16 protein-coding genes and 2 pseudogenes are annotated in these 17,458 nt (G+C 67.2%); 12 read left to right on the forward strand and 6 right to left on the reverse strand.

The window, feature by feature from the left end:
• Positions 1-57: 57 nt before the first annotated feature.
• Complete coding sequence (locus tag BUA29_RS01050) at positions 58-1,419, reverse strand: OmpP1/FadL family transporter (RefSeq protein WP_072754784.1); 1,362 nt, start codon at positions 1,417-1,419, stop codon at positions 58-60.
• A 190-nt stretch (positions 1,420-1,609) separates the two neighbouring features.
• On the opposite strand from BUA29_RS01050, the gene BUA29_RS01055 reads away from it, so the two are divergent.
• A complete protein-coding gene (locus BUA29_RS01055) occupies positions 1,610-2,302 on the forward strand; it encodes a rhomboid family intramembrane serine protease (RefSeq protein ID WP_072754785.1) in 693 nt (230 codons plus the stop codon).
• On the opposite strand, the gene BUA29_RS01060 is transcribed toward BUA29_RS01055, so the two are convergent.
• The 3 genes from BUA29_RS01060 to gpmI form a co-directional block, all read right to left on the reverse strand.
• Entirely contained in the window at positions 2,296-3,729 is a 1,434-nt protein-coding gene (locus BUA29_RS01060) for a S41 family peptidase (protein ID WP_072754786.1), read from the reverse strand. The genes BUA29_RS01055 and BUA29_RS01060 overlap by 7 nt on opposite strands.
• Before the next feature lie 128 nt (positions 3,730-3,857).
• A complete protein-coding gene (locus tag BUA29_RS01065; RefSeq protein WP_084602284.1) occupies positions 3,858-5,078 on the reverse strand; it encodes a murein hydrolase activator EnvC family protein in 1,221 nt (406 codons plus the stop codon).
• Positions 5,078-6,619 carry a 2,3-bisphosphoglycerate-independent phosphoglycerate mutase gene (gene gpmI / locus BUA29_RS01070; RefSeq protein WP_072754787.1) on the reverse strand — a complete coding sequence of 514 codons (1,542 nt, stop codon included), beginning with the start codon at positions 6,617-6,619 and terminating at the stop codon, positions 5,078-5,080. Before gpmI ends, BUA29_RS01065 begins: the two co-directional genes overlap by 1 nt.
• 118 nt (positions 6,620-6,737) lie before the next feature.
• Between gpmI and BUA29_RS01075 the strand changes: the two are divergent.
• The 10 genes and pseudogenes from BUA29_RS01075 to BUA29_RS01120 form a co-directional block, all read left to right on the forward strand.
• Positions 6,738-8,470 (forward strand): annotated as a pseudogene (locus tag BUA29_RS01075) (M28 family metallopeptidase); the annotation flags it as partial.
• 301 nt (positions 8,471-8,771) lie between these two features.
• Complete coding sequence (trpE, locus tag BUA29_RS01080; RefSeq protein ID WP_072754789.1) at positions 8,772-10,247, forward strand: anthranilate synthase component I; 1,476 nt, start codon at positions 8,772-8,774, stop codon at positions 10,245-10,247.
• A 115-nt stretch (positions 10,248-10,362) separates the two neighbouring features.
• Positions 10,363-10,593, forward strand: a complete 231-nt coding sequence (locus BUA29_RS01085) for a hypothetical protein (RefSeq protein ID WP_072754790.1) — start codon at positions 10,363-10,365, stop codon at positions 10,591-10,593.
• Positions 10,594-10,723: 130 nt separating this feature from the next.
• A complete protein-coding gene (locus BUA29_RS01090; RefSeq protein ID WP_072754791.1) occupies positions 10,724-11,398 on the forward strand; it encodes a response regulator transcription factor in 675 nt (224 codons plus the stop codon).
• On the forward strand, positions 11,395-12,759 hold the full coding sequence (locus BUA29_RS01095; RefSeq protein WP_072754792.1) for a HAMP domain-containing sensor histidine kinase: 1,365 nt from the start codon (positions 11,395-11,397) through the stop codon (positions 12,757-12,759). The genes BUA29_RS01090 and BUA29_RS01095 overlap by 4 nt, the downstream gene beginning before the upstream one ends.
• 67 nt (positions 12,760-12,826) lie before the next feature.
• On the forward strand, positions 12,827-13,414 hold the full coding sequence (locus tag BUA29_RS01100) for an anthranilate synthase component II (RefSeq protein WP_072754793.1): 588 nt from the start codon (positions 12,827-12,829) through the stop codon (positions 13,412-13,414).
• A complete protein-coding gene (locus tag BUA29_RS01105) occupies positions 13,411-13,947 on the forward strand; it encodes a DUF1543 domain-containing protein (RefSeq protein ID WP_072754794.1) in 537 nt (178 codons plus the stop codon). Before BUA29_RS01100 ends, BUA29_RS01105 begins: the two co-directional genes overlap by 4 nt.
• 12 nt (positions 13,948-13,959) lie before the next feature.
• Positions 13,960-14,997, forward strand: coding sequence for an anthranilate phosphoribosyltransferase (gene trpD, locus BUA29_RS01110; RefSeq protein ID WP_072754795.1), 1,038 nt, complete (start codon positions 13,960-13,962; stop codon positions 14,995-14,997).
• Positions 14,998-15,018: 21 nt separating this feature from the next.
• Positions 15,019-15,807: an indole-3-glycerol phosphate synthase TrpC gene (trpC, locus tag BUA29_RS01115; protein WP_072754796.1), complete on the forward strand. Its 789-nt coding sequence runs from the start codon at positions 15,019-15,021 to the stop codon at positions 15,805-15,807.
• Positions 15,804-16,562, forward strand: a complete 759-nt coding sequence (locus BUA29_RS01120) for an HAD family hydrolase (protein ID WP_072754797.1) — start codon at positions 15,804-15,806, stop codon at positions 16,560-16,562. The genes trpC and BUA29_RS01120 overlap by 4 nt, the downstream gene beginning before the upstream one ends.
• Here the strand turns inward: BUA29_RS01120 and BUA29_RS01125 are convergent.
• Both BUA29_RS01125 and BUA29_RS01130 read right to left on the reverse strand, forming a co-directional pair.
• Positions 16,540-17,007, reverse strand: coding sequence for a GNAT family N-acetyltransferase (locus BUA29_RS01125; RefSeq protein WP_084602286.1), 468 nt, complete (start codon positions 17,005-17,007; stop codon positions 16,540-16,542). The two genes, BUA29_RS01120 and BUA29_RS01125, sit on opposite strands and share 23 nt — an antisense overlap.
• Before the next feature lie 20 nt (positions 17,008-17,027).
• Positions 17,028-17,165: pseudogene (locus BUA29_RS01130) on the reverse strand (helix-turn-helix domain-containing protein); the annotation flags it as partial.
• A 53-nt stretch (positions 17,166-17,218) separates the two neighbouring features.
• On the opposite strand from BUA29_RS01130, the gene BUA29_RS01135 reads away from it, so the two are divergent.
• On the forward strand, positions 17,219-17,458 hold a 240-nt coding region (locus BUA29_RS01135), incomplete at its 3' end, for a transposase family protein (protein ID WP_143148759.1).

The following is a 17,458-nucleotide window of genomic DNA, read 5'->3' on the forward strand; positions in this document are numbered from 1 at the left end:
GAAATGAAAAAGCCCCGCCGGAGCGGGGCTTTTTCTTGTCACATGAGACCGCGTGGATCAGAAGCGGTACTGCATCGACACGCCGATCAAGTCGGCATGACCCGAGTACCAGCCCGCCAGGGTCGAAGTATTGCCAGCCGCGGCATCCACCGGCAGGTTGATGCTCGGGGAGTCGATATCGATCCGCTGGTACGCGGCATCGAACGAGAGAGCATCACTGAAGTTCCAAGTGGCGCCCAACGACAACAAAGTGCGGTTGTTATCGGGCAGACGCGGGGTGCGGTAGGTGTCGTGGGTCGGCGTCTTGTCCTTACCGATGCCGCCACGCAGGGTCAGCGCCGGCGACAGATCATACTCGGCACCCAGCGAGTAGAAGTGGGTGTTGCTCCAGTGGAACGGCTCACTGCCCACAATCGTGCCATTGCTACGCTTGATGGTGACGTCCTGCAGCGAATCCCAGCCGGTGTACTGGTAATCGGCCAGCACCCGGAAGTTGTCGGCCACCGCATACTTCACGCTGACGGTGGTGACACTCGGGGTGACCAGACGGGCACCGCCGGGGCCATCGACGAAGCGCGGATCGCTCCCCAGCAGCGCCGGCACGCCGGTGAAATACAGCGAGCCCTTCAGCTCGTGCTTGATCTCCGAGCGATAGCTGACACCGATCGCCAGCCGGTCGGTCGGGGCGAGCTGGGCGCCCACCACGTAACCGATGCTGTTGTCGGCGCCCTTGACCTTGAAGCCGCCATCAAGCGCCTGCGGCTGGAACGGATAGGCAGGATTGAAGCAATTGGCCGGGTTACCGGACCCTGCGCAGATGGCGGTACCGAAGTCGATGGCCTTGGTCAGGGTCGCCTCGGCGCGCTCCCAGATGAAGCCGGCACCGATCGACACGCCGTCGCTGAGCTTGAGCGCCGCCGACAGGGTCAGGTCCATGGTTTTGACGTCAGACTCGATCGCACGGTAGCGGCCCACCCAGCCCTGGTCATACTTGGTGGCCAAACCAAACGGCGCGCCCAGGCTGACACCCAGGTACAGCTTTTCCAGCGCCCCCTGCATGGGGAACACCGCCGACATATTGGGTACCGGGGTCGGGTCGCCCGGGTCGCCACCATTGCCGCCGGTCAAAGGCGCACCGGGATTGTTCAGAATGGTGCCGCCGCCGGTGAACTTGGCGTTGAGATTGATCACGGTCATGTCGGCCTGGAAGGTGTTCTTGTCCAGGTTGACCATGGCCGCCGGGTTGAGCGAGACCACCGAGGCGTCCTTGCCCACCAGGCTGCCGGCGTTGGACTTGCCAAGGTTCTTGACGCTCTGCTCACGCAGCTGGAACCCCGACGCGGCCGCCTGGCCGACGAACAGCGTACCCAGCACGGCCAGCGCCAGCGCCGAAGCGCGGATAGTGCGGTTGTTACCCATCTTGATATGTCTCCGAATGCTTGACGGTAGGGATTTTGTTCTTGCGAACGGCGATATCCTGCCGGCTTCGCAGATTGCGAGTGCGCGCACCGGAGTCCCCCTCCCTGTACGACGCCGTATGTGACTATACCGCATCCACGCACTTTGTTAATCCCTGTCTAACAATCGTCTCTCAACCCACCACAGCGCCATGTTCGTCGCCCTGCCCAGCCGCCCCCGCCGCCAGATTTTGTGGGCCGTCCCGCTGCTCTTTGCCGCACTGTGGTTGAGCTATGTCCTGGCTGCGCTGCACGCACCTGCCGGGCGTCTGGCCTCGGCACTGGACTGGGGCGTACTCAGCGGGGGCCTGGACAGCGTGGCGGACTGGCAGCGCGCCCTGGGTGATGGCCGCGCATTGCGGCTGTTCTCGGCGCTGTTTCTGCACGCCGACTGGCTGCACCTGCTGGGCAACCTGGTCTTTCTGCTGATCTTCGGTGTTGCAGCCGAGCGGGTGATGGGCGGATGGCGTTTGCTGCTGCTGTTCCTGCTCGGCGGCGCATGCGCCAACCTGGCGGCGGTGCTGGCCATCCCAGCACCAGACCGCATCATCATCGGCGCCAGCGGTGCCGTGTCGGCCCTGATCGGCGCCTATCTGGCGCTGTTTCCGGGGGCACGCCTGGGGGTGGTGTTGCCACTCGGGCTGTTCCTGCAGTTCGTGCGGGTTCCCGCGTTCCTGCTGATCGGGCTGTGGGCTTTATTGCAAGTGGGGTTTGCCTATGCCGGGCCCACCTTCGGCGCGGTCGCCTGGCCGGCGCACATCGCCGGCTTTCTGTTCGGCATTGGCTATGCCCTGCTGGCCAGGGCAGCCATCGCCCGCCGGTTGCGACGGGAGCGGGGTTACTGACCGGCGGGTTTGGCCGGTTTTTTCGCCGGCCCCGCATGTTTGCCGCCCGATGCAACCGGCACACCTGCCATCGCTTTCAGTTCGCGCAGCGCAGCCGTAATCGGCGCCGTCCCCGGCAACACCTCGCCCGCGTTGTCGCCTTCCAGAGCACCGGCTTCGGCCGCCAGATGCCCAGGCAGTTCGGCCTCGCTGACCGGCGCTGGCGCTGGTTTTCCGCCCTGCGGGTGCAAGACGACATCGGGCTGGATGCCACGCGCCTGGATCGAGTGTCCGCTCGGGGTGTAGTAGCGCGCGGTGGTGAGCTTGACGGCATCGCCATTGTCCAGTGGCAGCAGGGTCTGCACCGACCCCTTGCCGAAGGTGCGGCTGCCGACCACCCGCGCCCGCCGGTTGTCCTGCAGCGCGCCGGCCAGGACTTCGGCGGCGCTGGCCGACCCTGCATCCACCAGCACGACCACCGGCGCCCCGTGCAGGCGATCGCCCGGGGTGGCTTCGAAACGGGTGGTGCCGATCGCGGCCCGCCCGCGCGTGCTGACGATGTTGCCGTGATCCAGCAGCTCGTCGGCAATCTCGACCGCCCCAATCAACAATCCGCCGGGATTGCTGCGCAGGTCGATCACCAGCCCGCGCAGTGGGCCGGACGCCTGCAGGGCGTCGAGTTGCTTGACGAACTGCGCTGCCGTATCGGCCTGAAAGCTGGCGATGCGGAGATAGCCAAAGCCCGGCTCCAGCAGCCGCCCACGCACGCTGGTGGTGCGGATGGTGTCGCGCACCAGGGTCAGCTCGATTGGCTCGCGCACCCCCTCGCGCAGCACCCGCACCACCACCTTGGTGCCGGCCTTGCCGCGCAACGGCGCCGAGGCATCGTTCTGGCCCGGAATCAGCAGCTTGCCGTCGATGGCGACGATGCGATCACCGCTGCGCAGTCCGGCGCGGGCGGCCGGGCTGTCGTCCAATGGCGCGATGACCCGCAAGGTGCCATCGGGCAGCTGCTGCAGCTCCACCCCGACACCGTCGTAGCTGCCGCGGGTTTGTTCGTCGAACTCTTGCGCATCATCCTTTTCCAGATAGGCGCTGTGCGGGTCGAGGTCGAACAGCAGGCCACGCACCGCCATCTGCATCAGGCGGTGATCATCGACCGGATCCACGTAGGCCTGCTTGATTGCGTTGTACACGGTGACATAGCGACGGATCTCGGCAAGCGGCACCTTGGCGGCGGCCAGCGCGGCGACATCTTCGCCATCGTCATCCTGAGCCTGTGGCTCCCCGTCTGCATCCTGTGTGTCGGCATCCGGCGGCGCTGGCGTCGCGACCGGAGCAGCCTGCCCCTGCACAGTCGTCTGCGCTGGCGGGGTTTGCGCGGCCAGCAGGCCCGGCATCACCGCCAGGGCCAGGGCAATGCACAGGGAAAGGGGATTGCGTGGCATGACTTACTCTCGATCAAAAAGACGAAGACGGCGGCTGGACGGATCTGCCAGGGACGAGTGTCGAGGATCATGCAACAACCCGCCATGACCACGCCCCACCGCGACCGGCCGCGCTGTACCGCAGGCGCTCATGGCCGACCCAGCCAGACGGAAGGATCCACCGGATTGCCATTGCGGCGCAGCTCGAAGTACAGCGCAGGCGTCTCCTGTCCACCGGTGCTGCCGACCGTGGCGACGCTGTCGCCGCGGCGAACCGACTGCCCTGGCTTGCCCAGGAGTGCTGCCACATGGGCATACAGGCTCATGTAGCCGTTGCCGTGGTCGATGATGAGGATGTTGCCGTAGCCGGTCATCCAGTCGGCAAACACCACCGTGCCATCGGCCACCGCGCGCACCGGCGTGCCCGCCGTGGCGGCGATCAGCACACCATCGCTGCGCCGGCCATCGGGCATGCGCCCGCCATAACCGGCCAGCAGGCCACCGGCCACCGGCCAACTGGCGCCGCCCACCTGCCGGCTCGGCTGCAGCGGCCTGGCTGGGGGCGTGACGACCGGCGCGCCGCGTGCGCGGGCCTGCCGCTCGGCTTCGGCCTTGGCGCGCGCCTGTCGCTCGGCCTCGGCAGCAGCCGCACGCAGGCGGGCCAGCAGTTGCTGCAAGGCGCGTGCGTCCTGACCTAGCGCCTGCTCGCGGGCACTGCGGTCCTGATACTGACGCTCCAGTTCGGCCAGCAGCTCGGCACGCTGCTGGCGGGCGTGCTGCAACCCGGCCAACTGCCGGGCCTGCTGCTGGCGTGCGGCATCCAATGCCTGCTGGCGCGTTTCGATCTCGGCTTCCAGCGCCTGCAGACGACTGATTTCGCCGCTGAGCGTGCGCACCCGCTCGACCTGGGCACGCTGCAGATAGCCTTGATAGGCCAGCTTTTGTGCCGCCTCATCGACCCGATCCTGCGCCAGCAGCGCCTTCAGGGCCGGTGCGTCGCCGGTCGCCTGGGCGGCGCGCAGCAGGCGGGCCAGCTCGGCTTTGTGCGCATCCAGCGCGCCCGCCTGGCGGGCACGTTCGGCTTTGAGTCGCGCCAGTGCGTCGGCATCGGCCTGCAGCTGCGCCTGGGTGTCCTGCAAGGCACGCTGCAACTGCGTGATCTGCTGTTCGACCTGACGCAGCCGCTGACTGACCTGCCCGCGCTGGCCTTCCAGCTGGCGCCGCTGCGCCGATACCTGACGCAGCTCGCTGCGGACGCGCTTGAGCGTCTGCTCGGCCTCGCGGGCATCGTTGACCGCCTGTGCCACTGCGCCTGCAGGCAGTGCCAGCAGGGGCAGCACACACACGAAGATGGCGGCATGGCGTCGCATCACACCGGCACGAGCAGGCTCTGCCCGGTCATCTCGATGGGCTGTGGCAATCCCATCAAAGCCAGTAGGGTCGGCGCCACGTCGCGTAGCGCCCCCTCCTCCCGCAACGCCACCCGCCGGTCACCGACATAAACCAGTGGCACCGGGCCCACGGTGTGGGCGGTATGCGGTTGGCCGGTGACCGGGTCGCGCATCATCTCCAGATTGCCGTGGTCGGCGGTGATGATGAGCGCCCCGCCTGCCGCACGCACGGCTGCCACGATTCTGCCGATCGCCTGATCCACGGCTTCGGCCGCGCGGATCGCCGCTTCCAGCACACCGGTGTGCCCCACCATGTCGGGGTTGGCGATGTTGCAGATGATGGCATCGAAGCGGCCGCTGGCAATGGCCTCGACCAGCCGGTCGGTGAGCGCGGGACAGCTCATTTCCGGTTGCAGATCGTAGGTGGCCACCTTCGGGCTGGGGATCAGGATGCGCTCCTCGCCGGGGAACGGCTCCTCACGCCCACCGCTGAAGAAGAAGGTGACATGCGCGTATTTTTCGGTCTCGGCAATGCGCAGCTGGGTCAGACCGGCGTTTGCCACCACCTCACCGAAGGTCTGCCGCAGATCCTCCGGCGGGAAGGCCACCGAGGCTGGCAGGCTGGCATCGTACTCGGTGAGACAGACAAACCGTGCCAGCGCCGGGCGGCGTGCCGTAAAGCCGGAAAACCCCGGCGCCACGAACGCGGCCGTCAGCTGGCGCGCCCGGTCGGCCCGGAAGTTCATGAACACCACGGCATCGCCATCACGCATCGGCTGGGCACCGGCGAGCACAGTGGGCGCGACAAACTCATCAGTCTCGCCGCGCGCATAGGCTGCCTGCAACGCGGTCAGGGCATCGTCAGCGCGATGCTCGGACTCGGCCTCGACGATCGCCTGCCAGGCACGCGCCACCCGTTCCCAGCGCTTGTCGCGGTCCATTGCGTAATAGCGCCCGCAGAGTGAGGCCACCCTGGCATTGCCCAGTTGCGCGCACAGTGCCTGCAAGGCGCGCAGGCTGGCCTCTGCCGATTGCGGCGGAGTATCGCGGCCATCCAGGAACGCATGCACCGCCACCTGCGCCACACCCGCCTGGTGGGCCAGTTCGAGCATCGCAAACAGATGCCGCTCGTGGCTGTGCACACCGCCGGGCGACAGCAATCCCATCACGTGCAAGGTGCCGCCATTGTCCTTGACCGCGGCACAAGCGGCCGTCAGCTCCGGATTGGCAAAAAAGCTGCCGTCCTCGATCGCCGCATCAATCCGGGTCAGATCCTGATACACGATCCGGCCGGCCCCGAGGTTCATGTGGCCGACTTCCGAGTTGCCCATCTGCCCGTCCGGCAGTCCGACATAGCGGCCCTCGGTGTGGATCAGGGTATGCGGGCAGTGTGCGAGCAGGGCACGCCAGTTCGGCAGATTGGCCAGCGCCAGGGCGTTGTCGGCGGTCTCCTCGCGGTGACCCCAGCCATCCAGGATCAGCAGCACGACAGGTTTGGGGCGCGATGCGGGTTGGGACACGGCAAAGCCTGCAACAGTGACGGAATGCGGATTGTAGCGATGCCGACGTGCCCTGCCGGGCGGCTGCCTCTCCGCCAACACTGGCTAGAATCACCCTTCACCCTTGCGGAGCCTGCCCATGCGAACCTCCCCGTTGTTGCTCGCCATGCTGCTGTGCGCCTGCGCGCCATCCGGATCCGGGCAGACACCGGCCACAGCCAGTGACGTCAGCGCGACCGTGCACACCAGCGCACCGGTCGCCGGTGACCATGCCTTCCAGCCTGATATCACCGCAGCCGATTTCGCCGCCCATGTCGAACAACTGGCTTCCGATGCATTCGGCGGGCGTGGCCCGGGCAGCGCCGGCGAGCAGAAGACCATCGAGTACATCAAGCAACAGTTCGCTCGCATCGGCCTGCAGCCCGGCAATGGGGAATCCTGGGTGCAGACCGTGCCGATGCTGCGCACCACCGCCCATCCGGATGCAGTGCTGCACCTGAAGATTGGTGAGACCCGCCAGGATCTGGCCTTCGGCACCGACATGGTGGTGGGCACCCGCACCGGCCAGACCCGCGTGGACATCGTGGACAGCCCGCTGGTGTTCGTCGGCTATGGCGTGGACGCGCCGGAGCGTGGCTGGAATGACTACGCCGGGGTGGACGTCAAGGGCAAGACCGTGGTGATGCTGGTCAATGACCCTGGATTCCACACCCATGACCCGCGCCTGTTCGACGGCGAACGGATGACCTACTACGGCCGCTGGACCTACAAGTTCGAGGAAGCCGCGCGCAAAGGAGCCGCTGCCGCGCTGATCATCCACGACACTCCGGGCGCCTCGTATGGCTGGGAAGTGGTCCGCAATTCCTGGTCTGGCCCGCAATACGACCTGCGCGTGGAAGACGATCCGGCCCCCCGCCTGCCGATCCAGGGCTGGATCACCGGCGAAGCCGCCGAGGCCTTGTTCAAGGCAGCCGGGCTGAATCTGGCCCAGTTACGCGCCGCCGCCAGCCGGCCCGGTTTCCGCCCGGTCGCGCTGCCCGCCACGGCGTCCGTGCGTCTGGACAGCACCGTCAGCACCGCCGAATCACACAACGTGCTCGGCCTGCTGCCCGGCAGCCAAGCCCCGGACGAAGCCATCCTCTACATGGCGCACTGGGATCACCTGGGCACCCACGAGGGCGAGCCCGGCGACAACATCTACAACGGCGCCGTGGATAACGCCACCGGCGTGGCCGGCATCCTCGAACTGGCTGAAGCATTCCGCCATGCCAAGACGCCACCCAAGCGCTCGATCCTGTTCCTGGCGGTCACCCTCGAGGAGTCCGGTCTGCTCGGCTCGAAGTACTACGTCACCCATCCGGTGATCCCACTGGCCAAGACCGTGGCAGTGATGAACATCGATGCCCTGGCGCCGATTGGCAGGGCGCGCGACATCACCGTGGTCGGCAAAGGCAATTCCGAACTGGAGGATCTGCTGGCGCAAGCCGTGCGCGCCCAGGGTCGCCGCCTGAGCGAGGAATCCAACCCTGCCGCTGGCTATTACTTCCGGTCCGATCACTTCAACTTCGCCAAAGCCGGCGTGCCGGCGCTCTACATCGACAGCGGCGAAGACCTGCGGGAAGGCGGCCGCGCCGCCGGCGAAGCGGCCACCCGCGACTACACCACGCACCGCTACCACACCCCGGCCGATCAGTTCGATCCCGCCACTTGGAAGTTGGACGGCATCGTCGAGGATCTGCAGGCCCTCTACACCGTGGGCGATCAACTCGCCAATAACGGGCAGTGGCCCAATTGGCGCCCCGGCAACCCGTTCAAGGCCGCCCGCGACGCCATGCGTCCGCAGGCCGTCCCGCCGCCGGCGCCAGCCAAGCCTCGCTGAGACCCCACAGCCCTCCACCCGGCCGCCGATCCCGGCCGGGTGGAGTGGGCAGACCGACACGCGGCTGCCTGCAAAGACAAGGGCGTCCTGCCCATCCATCCTCCTTGCGATGGCCTTCCATGCTCGGCACGCCCGATGACCGTTTGATGACCCAATTGCATTTGCGCGATGACGCCGGCTGCCGCTACAGTGGCGGCATGGACCGGGCGATTCCTTCTTTCGAGCATGGTTGGCGATGGTGGCGTGGCAATGCCGCTTCGTCCGTCCCCATGCATTCTCTGAAGGCCCCGCTCCGTGACCACGCACGATCAATTCCAGCAGTCCGCCGCTGACGGTTTCACCCTCGTCCCGGTCGTCCGGGAAGTTCTGTCCGATCTCGACACGCCGCTGTCGGTCTATCTGAAGCTGGCCGACGGGCCGCATACCTACCTGTTCGAATCGGTCGAAGGCGGCGAGCGCTTCGGGCGCTACTCCATCATCGGCCTGCCGGCGCGGCGGGTGTACGAGTTCCGTGGCCATACGCTGTCCGTGCGCGAACACGGCGAAGTGGTGGAAACGCGCGACGTGGCCGACCCGCTGGCCGAGGTCGAGCGTCTGCGCGCCGCCCACAAGGTGCCGCAACTCGAAGGACTGCCCGGCTTCACCGGCGGGCTGGTGGGCTGGTTCGGCTTCGAATGCATCGAATACATCGAACCGCGCCTGCGTGCGCAGACAAAGCCGGACGAACTCGGCACGCCCGACATCCTGCTGATGCTCAGCGACGCGCTGGCGGTGTTCGACAACCTCAAAGGCCGGCTGTACCTGATCGTCCACGCCGACCCGCGCGAGCCGCAGGCCTGGGCACGCGCCAACCGCCGGCTGGACGCGCTGACGCATCGCCTGCGCCACGGCGGCGCGCCCTATCCCGAAACCCTGCAGCCCAAGGCGCTGGACGAAACCGACTTCGTCAGTGGCTTCACCCGCGAGGGTTTCATCGCCGCAGTGGAGCAGGTGAAGGACTACATCCGCGCCGGCGACGCCTTCCAGGTCGTGCTCAGCCAGCGCCTGAGCGTGCCGTTCCACGCCCGCCCGGTGGATGTCTACCGCGCCCTGCGCGCGCTGAACCCGTCGCCCTACATGTATTTCCTTGATGTGGGCGGAACCCAGGTCGTGGGCTCTTCGCCGGAGATCCTGGTGCGCCTGCAGGGCGGCAAGGTCACGGTGCGACCGATCGCCGGCACCCGCCCGCGCGGCCGCACGGCGGCAGAAGACCAGGCGCTGGAAGCCGAGCTGCTGGCCGACCCGAAGGAACGCGCCGAGCATCTGATGCTGATCGATCTTGGCCGCAACGACGTCGGCCGCGTTTCCCAGGCCGGCAGCGTCGAGGTCGGCGAGCGTTTCGTGATCGAGCGCTACAGCCACGTCATGCACATCGTCAGCGAAGTGACCGGCCGCCTAAAGGACGGGTTGAGCTATGCCGACGTGCTGCGCGCCACCTTCCCCGCCGGCACCGTGTCCGGCGCGCCGAAGATCCGCGCGCTGGAAATCATCCGCCAGTTGGAGCCGGTCAAGCGCAACGTGTACGCGGGCGCGATCGGCTACATCGGCTGGCACGGCGATGCCGATACCGCCATCGCCATCCGCACCGCGGTCATCCAGGACGGCCGCCTATACGTGCAGGCCGGTGCCGGCATCGTCTACGACTCCGACCCCGCGATGGAGTGGGACGAGACCATGAACAAGGGGCGCGCGTTGTTCCGCGCGGTGGCGCAGGCGGCGAAGGGGCTGTAAGCGCCTGCATTAAAAAACGTTCATCCGGCGGCAAGCGCGCGGTGAGACCCGCAGGCGCATCCTGCACCTGCACTGGGAAGCCTCCCAGCCCGCCCACTCCAACGAGGATTCCGCGATGAAGACCCTGAGCAAGACCCTGATCGGCCTGACCCTGGCTGCTCTGGCCGGCACTGCAGCCGCCGCCGTTCCTGCCCAGTCCAACAGCAGCGCTACCCCGTCGGCCAGCGCCAGCAGTGATGCCAAGCCGGCCATGCACAAGAAGCACCATCGCAAGCACCACAAGCACGGCAAGGCGCAGGCCGCCGCGCCGGCCAATGCAGCCAACAGCGCACCGACCAAGAAGTAAACCGTCCGTTCCTCTGCGTGCAGGCGGCCGTCTGCTGACGGGGCTTCTCCCACCTCACTGCTCGGCCGCCTACAGCTTGTAATACCCCGCGGCAGCCTGCTTGCGGGGTATTCTTTTTCCAGGAGGGCCCATGCGCATTCTGCTGGTCGAAGACGATGCCCACACCGCTGCCTTCATCAGCAAAGGGCTGCGGGAGGACGGTCATAGCGTGGATCACGCCAGCGACGGGAAGCAGGGGCTGTTTCTTGCCACCACCGAACCCTACGACGCATTGGTGCTGGATCGCATGCTGCCCGGGTTGGACGGCATGACCTTGCTGCGCACCCTGCGTGGTGCCGGCAATTCGGTGCCAATCCTGATGTTGACTGCCCTGGGCGAGACCGACCATCGTGTCGAGGGGCTGCGCGCCGGTGCCGACGACTACCTGGTCAAACCATTTGCCTACGCCGAACTAAGTGCACGCCTGGACGGCATCGTCCGTCGCAGCCAGCACAACGAACGCGAACCGACCCGGCTCAAGGTCGGTGATCTGGAACTGGATCTGCTGGCGCGCCAGGCGCAGCGTGAAGGTCGCCGGATCGAGCTGCAACCGCGCGAGTTCCGCCTGCTGGAATACCTGATGCGCCATGCCGGCCAGGTGGTGACCCGCACCATGCTGCTGGAGAGTGTGTGGGACTACCACTTCGATCCGCAGACCAACGTGATCGACGTCCACATCAGCCGGCTGCGGCAGAAGATCGACCAGGGCTTCTCTCGACCCATGCTGCACACCGTGCGTGGTGCCGGCTACCGGCTCTCGGAATGAAGCGCTTCCTGCCCTCCACCAGCGCCCGCCTGGCCCTGCTGGTGATGGGCAGCTTTCTGGCGGCGGTGGTGCTGATCGGTGGCGGGCTGTATTACGCAGTTTCCAGCCTGCTACTGCACGATACCCGCGATCTGGTGCGTGCCGATGCCGTGGCTCTGGTCGATACCTACCGCGAAAGCGGCCGCGCTGGGCTGCTAGCAGAGCTGCAGGCGCGCATCCAGGGCGATGACGGCGATCCAGACGCGGTGTATGCGCTCAGCGCCGCCGATGGCAGCGCCCTGGTCGGCCAGCGTCCGGACACCAGCCTGCCAGGGCCGCACGGACGTTGGGTGGAGTTCCGCGAACATGCGTCGGAGTCCGCTGACGATACCCTGCGGGTCATTGCCTTCGAACAGCGCCTGCCCGGTGGCGAAGTATTACTGACCGGCCGCCGGCTACAGGCCCAGGACCGTCTGCTCCGGCTGATGCAGGAGGCCGCGCTGCGTGCACTGTTGATCGCCGCCGTGCTGGCCGCACTGGTGGGCTGGCTGACCTCGCGCTGGGTGGCCCAGCGCCTGCGTGGACTGGAGGCCACCGCCGCCCGGGTCAGCGCCGGCGAACTGGGGCTGCGCGCGCCGCTGGATCACAGCGGCGATGCCTTCGACCAGGTCGCGCATCGGTTCAATGCCATGCTGGATCGGATCGAGGAGCTGCTCGACGGCGTCCGTCACGCCACCGACCATATCGCCCACGATCTGCGTACACCGCTGACACGCTTGCGCAACCAGCTCGAAGAGCTGCGCCAGCAGGCGCTGCCGGAGCCCGTCCAGCTGCGGCTGGAACGTGCCGTCGCCGAAACCGACCAGCTTCTGCAGGCCTTTGGCGCCCTGCTGCGACTGGCCCGCATCGAAGCCCAGACGCTGGACACCGATGCCCCGGTGGTGGATCTGCGCACGGTGATCGACGATGCAGTGGAGTTGTACGCCCCGATCGGTGCCGAGCGGGGCATCCGGCTGGACACCCGCCTGCACGCAACCGCATCCGTCAGGGGCGACCGTGACCAGCTGTTCCAGCTGGTGGTGAACCTGCTCGACAACGCACTCAAGTACGCACCCGCCGCCAGCACCGTGGAGGTGACACTGGAATCGATCCCCTCTGGCATCCGCCTGCAGATAGCCGATCAAGGCCCCGGCATCCCCGAGACCGAACGCGAGCGTGTGTTCGACCGCTTCCAACGGCTGGAAGCCCACCGCGGCACACCAGGTATCGGCCTGGGCCTGAGTCTGGTGCGCGCCATCGCGCGCCACCATGGCGGCCAGGTCACGCTGTTGGACAACGCCCCTGGGCTACGTGTGCAGGTGCTGCTGCCCGCAGCCGCGTGAGTCGCTACCCGGGCTTGGGGTATCCTGCCGGGCCCCACCGGTTCCCGCAGCGCAGTTGCAGGCCGCCATGCTCTTGATGCTCGACAACTACGACAGCTTCACCTTCAACCTGGTCCAGTACCTGCAGGAACTGGGCGCAGACGTGCGGGTGGAACGCAATGACGCACTCACGGTGGACGAGGTCGCGGAACTTGCGCCGCAAGGCATCGTGATTTCCCCTGGCCCCTGCACGCCCAACGAGGCGGGCATTTCGCTCGCACTGATCCAGCAGCTGGGTCACCGCATCCCCATCTTCGGCGTCTGCCTGGGCCACCAGAGCATCGGCCAGGCCTATGGCGGCCGGGTGGTGCGTGCCGGCCGGATCATGCATGGCAAGACATCGAACATCCGCCACACCGGCAAGGGCGTGTTCGCCGGCCTGCCGGATCGCTTCGAAGCCACTCGCTACCACTCGCTGGTGGTGGACATGTCCAGCCTGCCGGATTGCCTTGAAGTCACCGCGTGGACCGAAAACAGCGACGGCTCCATGGAGGCGATCATGGGCCTGCGCCACCGCGAACATCCGGTCGAAGGCGTGCAGTTCCATCCTGAATCCATCCTCACCCAGCACGGCCACGCTCTGCTGAAAAACTTCCTGGAGCGAATCACGCGATGATTACAGCGGCTTCCGGCCCCTGCTTCGATCCCACCCTCCGGCTGTTCGTGGTGCTGCTCGGCGGGGCGCATCCACGTGCTCATGTCGAACTGCACGACGTAGTGTTTGCAGTGGCCGACAGCCTCGCCAACACCCACGCGCAACTGCGGCAGCAGTGGTTTGGCGATGCCAAGGGGCTGCATATCGATGCCTGGATGGAGGTGGATGGCGTTGACGGCTGGCAGGTGCGCCTCCACCCGGAGCCACCGCCGGCCGACGCACCGCGCCTGTATTTCGCCAATCTCGGCGGGTACCTGGACGGTCTGTTCGGCGAAGACCACCGCTATGTGCTGGTGGTGGCCGATACGCTGGCAGACGCCAAGCGCAAGGCGCTGGCCGCAGCCGGGCACAACTGGCACTCGCCGCACCGCGATGCCCTGTTCGAGGTCGATGCCTGCCTGCCGCTCGGCCCGATCGGCGGTTTGCATGTGCACCTGCTGCCCGGCCCGCATGCCGGCATCACCACCGGCAGTGACTACATCCCTCTGTCATAACGCCTTGCCGTCATGCCCATCACGCCGCAACAAGCCCTGCAGCGCACCATCGAGCACCGCGAGATCTTCTTCGACGAGATGGTCGATCTGATGCGCCAGATCATGCGTGGCGAAGTCAGCCCGGTGCTGACCGCCGCCATTCTCACCGGCCTGCGGGTGAAAAAGGAAACCGTGGACGAAATCGCCGCCGCGGCGTCGGTGCTGCGTGAGTTCGCCTTGCCGGTGCCGGTGCAGGATCGCCGCCATCTGGTCGATATCGTCGGCACTGGTGGCGACGGCGCGCACAGCTTCAACATCTCCACCTGTGCGATGTTCGTGGCGGCAGCCGCAGGCGCGCGGGTGGCCAAGCATGGCAACCGCAGCGTGTCGTCCAAATCCGGCAGCGCCGATGCGCTGGAGGCCCTGGGCGCGGTGGTGGAACTGCAACCGGCACAGGTGGCCGACGCGATTGCCCGCACCGGCATCGGCTTCATGTTCGCGCCCATTCACCACCCGGCGATGAAGGTCGTGGCACCGGTGCGGCGCGAGCTGGGGGTGCGCACGCTGTTCAACATTCTCGGGCCGCTGACCAACCCTGCTGGCGCACCGAGCATCCTGATGGGGGTGTTCCATCCTGATCTGGTCGGTATCCAGGCGCGGGTGCTGCGCGCACTTGGCGCAGAGCGCGCGCTGGTGGTGTGGGGCCGCGACGGCATCGACGAAATCTCCCTGGGCGCCGCCACCCTGGTGGCGGAACTGCGCGACGGCCAGGTGCGTGAATACGACATCCATCCGGAAGATTTCGGTATCGCCATGTCGGCCAGCCGCAACCTGAAAGTGGACACTCCCGAACAATCGATCGCCATGCTGCGCGGCGTGCTGAACGACCAGCCCGGCCCAGCCCGCGACATCGTTGCTCTCAATGCCGGCGCTGCGCTGTATGCGGCTGGCATCGCCGACAGCATCGCCGATGGCCTGGCACGGGCGCGCGCCGTGATTGCCGATGGCAGCGCCCGTGCGCGCATGCACGACTACATCGCCACGACCCGGACACTGGCCGGGCTGACCTGACCCCACTCTCCCGACACCCTCGTGAGCACCATTCTCGACACCATCCTGGCCCGCAAGCATGCTGAAGTGGCGGAACGTGCCGCCCACCTGCCGCTGGCCGATCTGCAGGCACGCCTCACCTCGGCACCGCCGGTACGCGGGTTTGCCGATGCGCTGGCCACACGCATCGCATCCGGCCAGCCCGGCGTGATCGCCGAGGTGAAAAAAGCCAGCCCCAGCAAAGGCGTGATTCGCGCCGACTTCGACCCGGCGGCGATCGCCCGCAGCTACGCTGCCGCCGGTGCAGCCTGCCTGTCGGTGCTGACCGACATCGATTTCTTCCAGGGCAGCGATACCTACCTGCAGCAGGCACGCGCCGCCTGCGGGCTACCGGTGCTGCGCAAGGACTTCGTGATCGATCCCTACCAGATCTACGAAGCCCGCGTACTGGGCGCAGACTGCGTGCTGCTGATCGCCGCCGCGCTGGACGACACCCGGCTGTCCGAGTTCGCTTTCCTCGCCGCCGAACTAGGCATGGATGTGCTGGTGGAAGTGCACGATCTCGACGAACTGGAGCGCGCTCTGCCGGTGCCGGCGCGCCTGCTGGGCATCAACAACCGCAACCTGAAGACGTTCGAGGTATCGCTGCAGACCACGCTGGACCTCAAGGCAGCGGTGCCTGCCGATCGCCTGCTGGTGACCGAAAGCGGCATCCTCACCCGCGCCGATGTCGCCTGTATGCGCGAAGCCGGCGTGCATGCCTTCCTGGTGGGTGAGGCCTTCATGCGCCAGCCGGATCCAGGGGCGGCGCTGCAGGAGCTGTTTGCATGACAGCGGCCGCGCCTGATGCCCGCGCCGATGCCCCGCTGGTGGTGTTCGATTTTGACCACACGCTCTACCACGGCGATTCCGGCAGCCACCTGTTCCGCTGGCTGATCGAACGCGCCTGGTGGCGCCGCCTGCTGGCGCTGCTGCTGGCGCCCGTAGCCGGCCCGCTGGTGGCATTCCTGCCGACCCGTCGTGCCGGCATTTCCGCATTCGTCTGGGCCGGCACGCTAGGCGTGCACGACCAGCGCACGCTCGACGCCCTGATCGACCACTACGTGCACACCCATCGCCACGCGCTGCAGGCACGGCTATTGCCACAGGCCCTGGAGGTGCTGCGCCAGCATCGTGCGCATGGGGATCGGGTGGTGGTGGCCACCGGCGCGCCACCGATGCTGGCACGGGCGATCCTGGCCGGTGCCGCCGATATCGAGGACGTGCCGGTGATCGGCACCCGGCTCGGCCCACACTTCGGCGGCATGGTGGCAGAGCGTCACTGCCACCACCGGATGAAGCTGCGCATGCTGCACGACGCCGGCCTGACCGGCCCGATCGCCGTGGCCTACTCCGACAGCAGCGCCGACCTGCCGCTGTTGCAGGCAGCCGCCCGGCCGGTCGTGGTCAACCCCAAACCCGGCCGGGTGCGCATGTTCCGGCGCGTCCTGCCGCCCAGCACACCGATCCTCAACTGGGGCTGCCCTGGGCGCGGCGGTGAACCGGTCGCCACACCGGAAGCGGTCAGGCCGATCCCAAAGGCTTGACGAAACGCACCGAGCTGTCGCTGTAGCCGCAGGCGCGGTAGAAGGCGTGCGCCTCAGTCCGCTGGGCGCCGGAGGTGAGTTCGATCCGCGCCGCGCCCCCCGCCCGGGCACGACGCTCGGCCTCTTTCAGCAATGCCCGGCCAATCCCCTGCCCCTGGGCACTGGGCGTGACCACCAGCGCCGTGACCCGGCAGGTGGTGGTGCCCAGTGGCAGGTAGTACATGAAATCCAGCGCAACCAGGCCGCACACCGCCCCCTGCCGTCGCGCCAGCACCAAGGCCTGGCGATCGTTGGCGAGAATCGTGCTGATCCGTTCGGCGGCATCCTGGATGTCGCACGGGTAGCCCAGCTCACACAGCAGACGGGCGACGTCATCGGCATCGGCCGGCACCGCATTGCGCAGATCCACGTCCAGATCGGGGCCGGGAGAAAACGCGTGGCTCATGCGCAGGATCACCTTCTGTTCTATCGCGTGCCGTACAGCACCACGGTCTTGCCGCGGGCATGCAGCTTGCCATCGGCCTGCAGTTTCTTCAGCACCCGCCCGGCCATCTCGCGCGAGCAGCCCACCAGCCGCGCCAGTTCCTGCCGGGAAATCCGCAGGCTCCATCGCGTCTGGTGTGGAACGGGCCGCCGGATGATGTCAGCCTTGGCGGATGCAAGAACAACTCTTCACCCAGGCTTTGGGGCTGACGCCGCCGTGGGCGGTAGACAGCGTGTCGTTTCGTCCGGATGAGGGGGCGATCCACTTCGAGGTGTCGTGCGATACGGCCCGGCTGGCCTGTCCGGTCTGCGGGGCGGCGGACCAGCCGGTGCACGACCGGGTGGAGCGCACCTGGCAGCATCTGCACTTCTTCCAGTTCAAGGCCTTCATCCACTGCCGGGTGCCGCGCGTG

The organism is Thermomonas hydrothermalis, from assembly GCF_900129205.1.
GTDB classification, from domain to species: Bacteria; Pseudomonadota; Gammaproteobacteria; order Xanthomonadales; family Xanthomonadaceae; genus Thermomonas; species Thermomonas hydrothermalis.

Excerpts from the sequence above, each read along its gene's own strand:
- BUA29_RS01095 (WP_072754792.1), top strand. The coding sequence starts at position 11,395 with ATGAAGCGCTTCCTGCCCTCCACCAGCGCCCGCCTGGCCCTGCTGGTG.
- BUA29_RS01085 (WP_072754790.1), top strand. The coding sequence starts at position 10,363 with ATGAAGACCCTGAGCAAGACCCTGATCGGCCTGACCCTGGCTGCTCTG.
- BUA29_RS01100 (WP_072754793.1), top strand. The coding sequence starts at position 12,827 with ATGCTCTTGATGCTCGACAACTACGACAGCTTCACCTTCAACCTGGTC.
- BUA29_RS01120 (WP_072754797.1), top strand. The coding sequence starts at position 15,804 with ATGACAGCGGCCGCGCCTGATGCCCGCGCCGATGCCCCGCTGGTGGTG.
- BUA29_RS01060 (WP_072754786.1), bottom strand. The coding sequence starts at position 3,729 with ATGCCACGCAATCCCCTTTCCCTGTGCATTGCCCTGGCCCTGGCGGTG.
- BUA29_RS01065 (WP_084602284.1), bottom strand. The coding sequence starts at position 5,078 with ATGCGACGCCATGCCGCCATCTTCGTGTGTGTGCTGCCCCTGCTGGCA.
- BUA29_RS01050 (WP_072754784.1), bottom strand. The coding sequence starts at position 1,419 with ATGGGTAACAACCGCACTATCCGCGCTTCGGCGCTGGCGCTGGCCGTG.
- BUA29_RS01090 (WP_072754791.1), top strand. The coding sequence starts at position 10,724 with ATGCGCATTCTGCTGGTCGAAGACGATGCCCACACCGCTGCCTTCATC.
- BUA29_RS01105 (WP_072754794.1), top strand. The coding sequence starts at position 13,411 with ATGATTACAGCGGCTTCCGGCCCCTGCTTCGATCCCACCCTCCGGCTG.
- trpD (WP_072754795.1), top strand. The coding sequence starts at position 13,960 with ATGCCCATCACGCCGCAACAAGCCCTGCAGCGCACCATCGAGCACCGC.
- BUA29_RS01055 (WP_072754785.1), top strand. The coding sequence starts at position 1,610 with ATGTTCGTCGCCCTGCCCAGCCGCCCCCGCCGCCAGATTTTGTGGGCC.
- BUA29_RS01125 (WP_084602286.1), bottom strand. The coding sequence starts at position 17,007 with ATGAGCCACGCGTTTTCTCCCGGCCCCGATCTGGACGTGGATCTGCGC.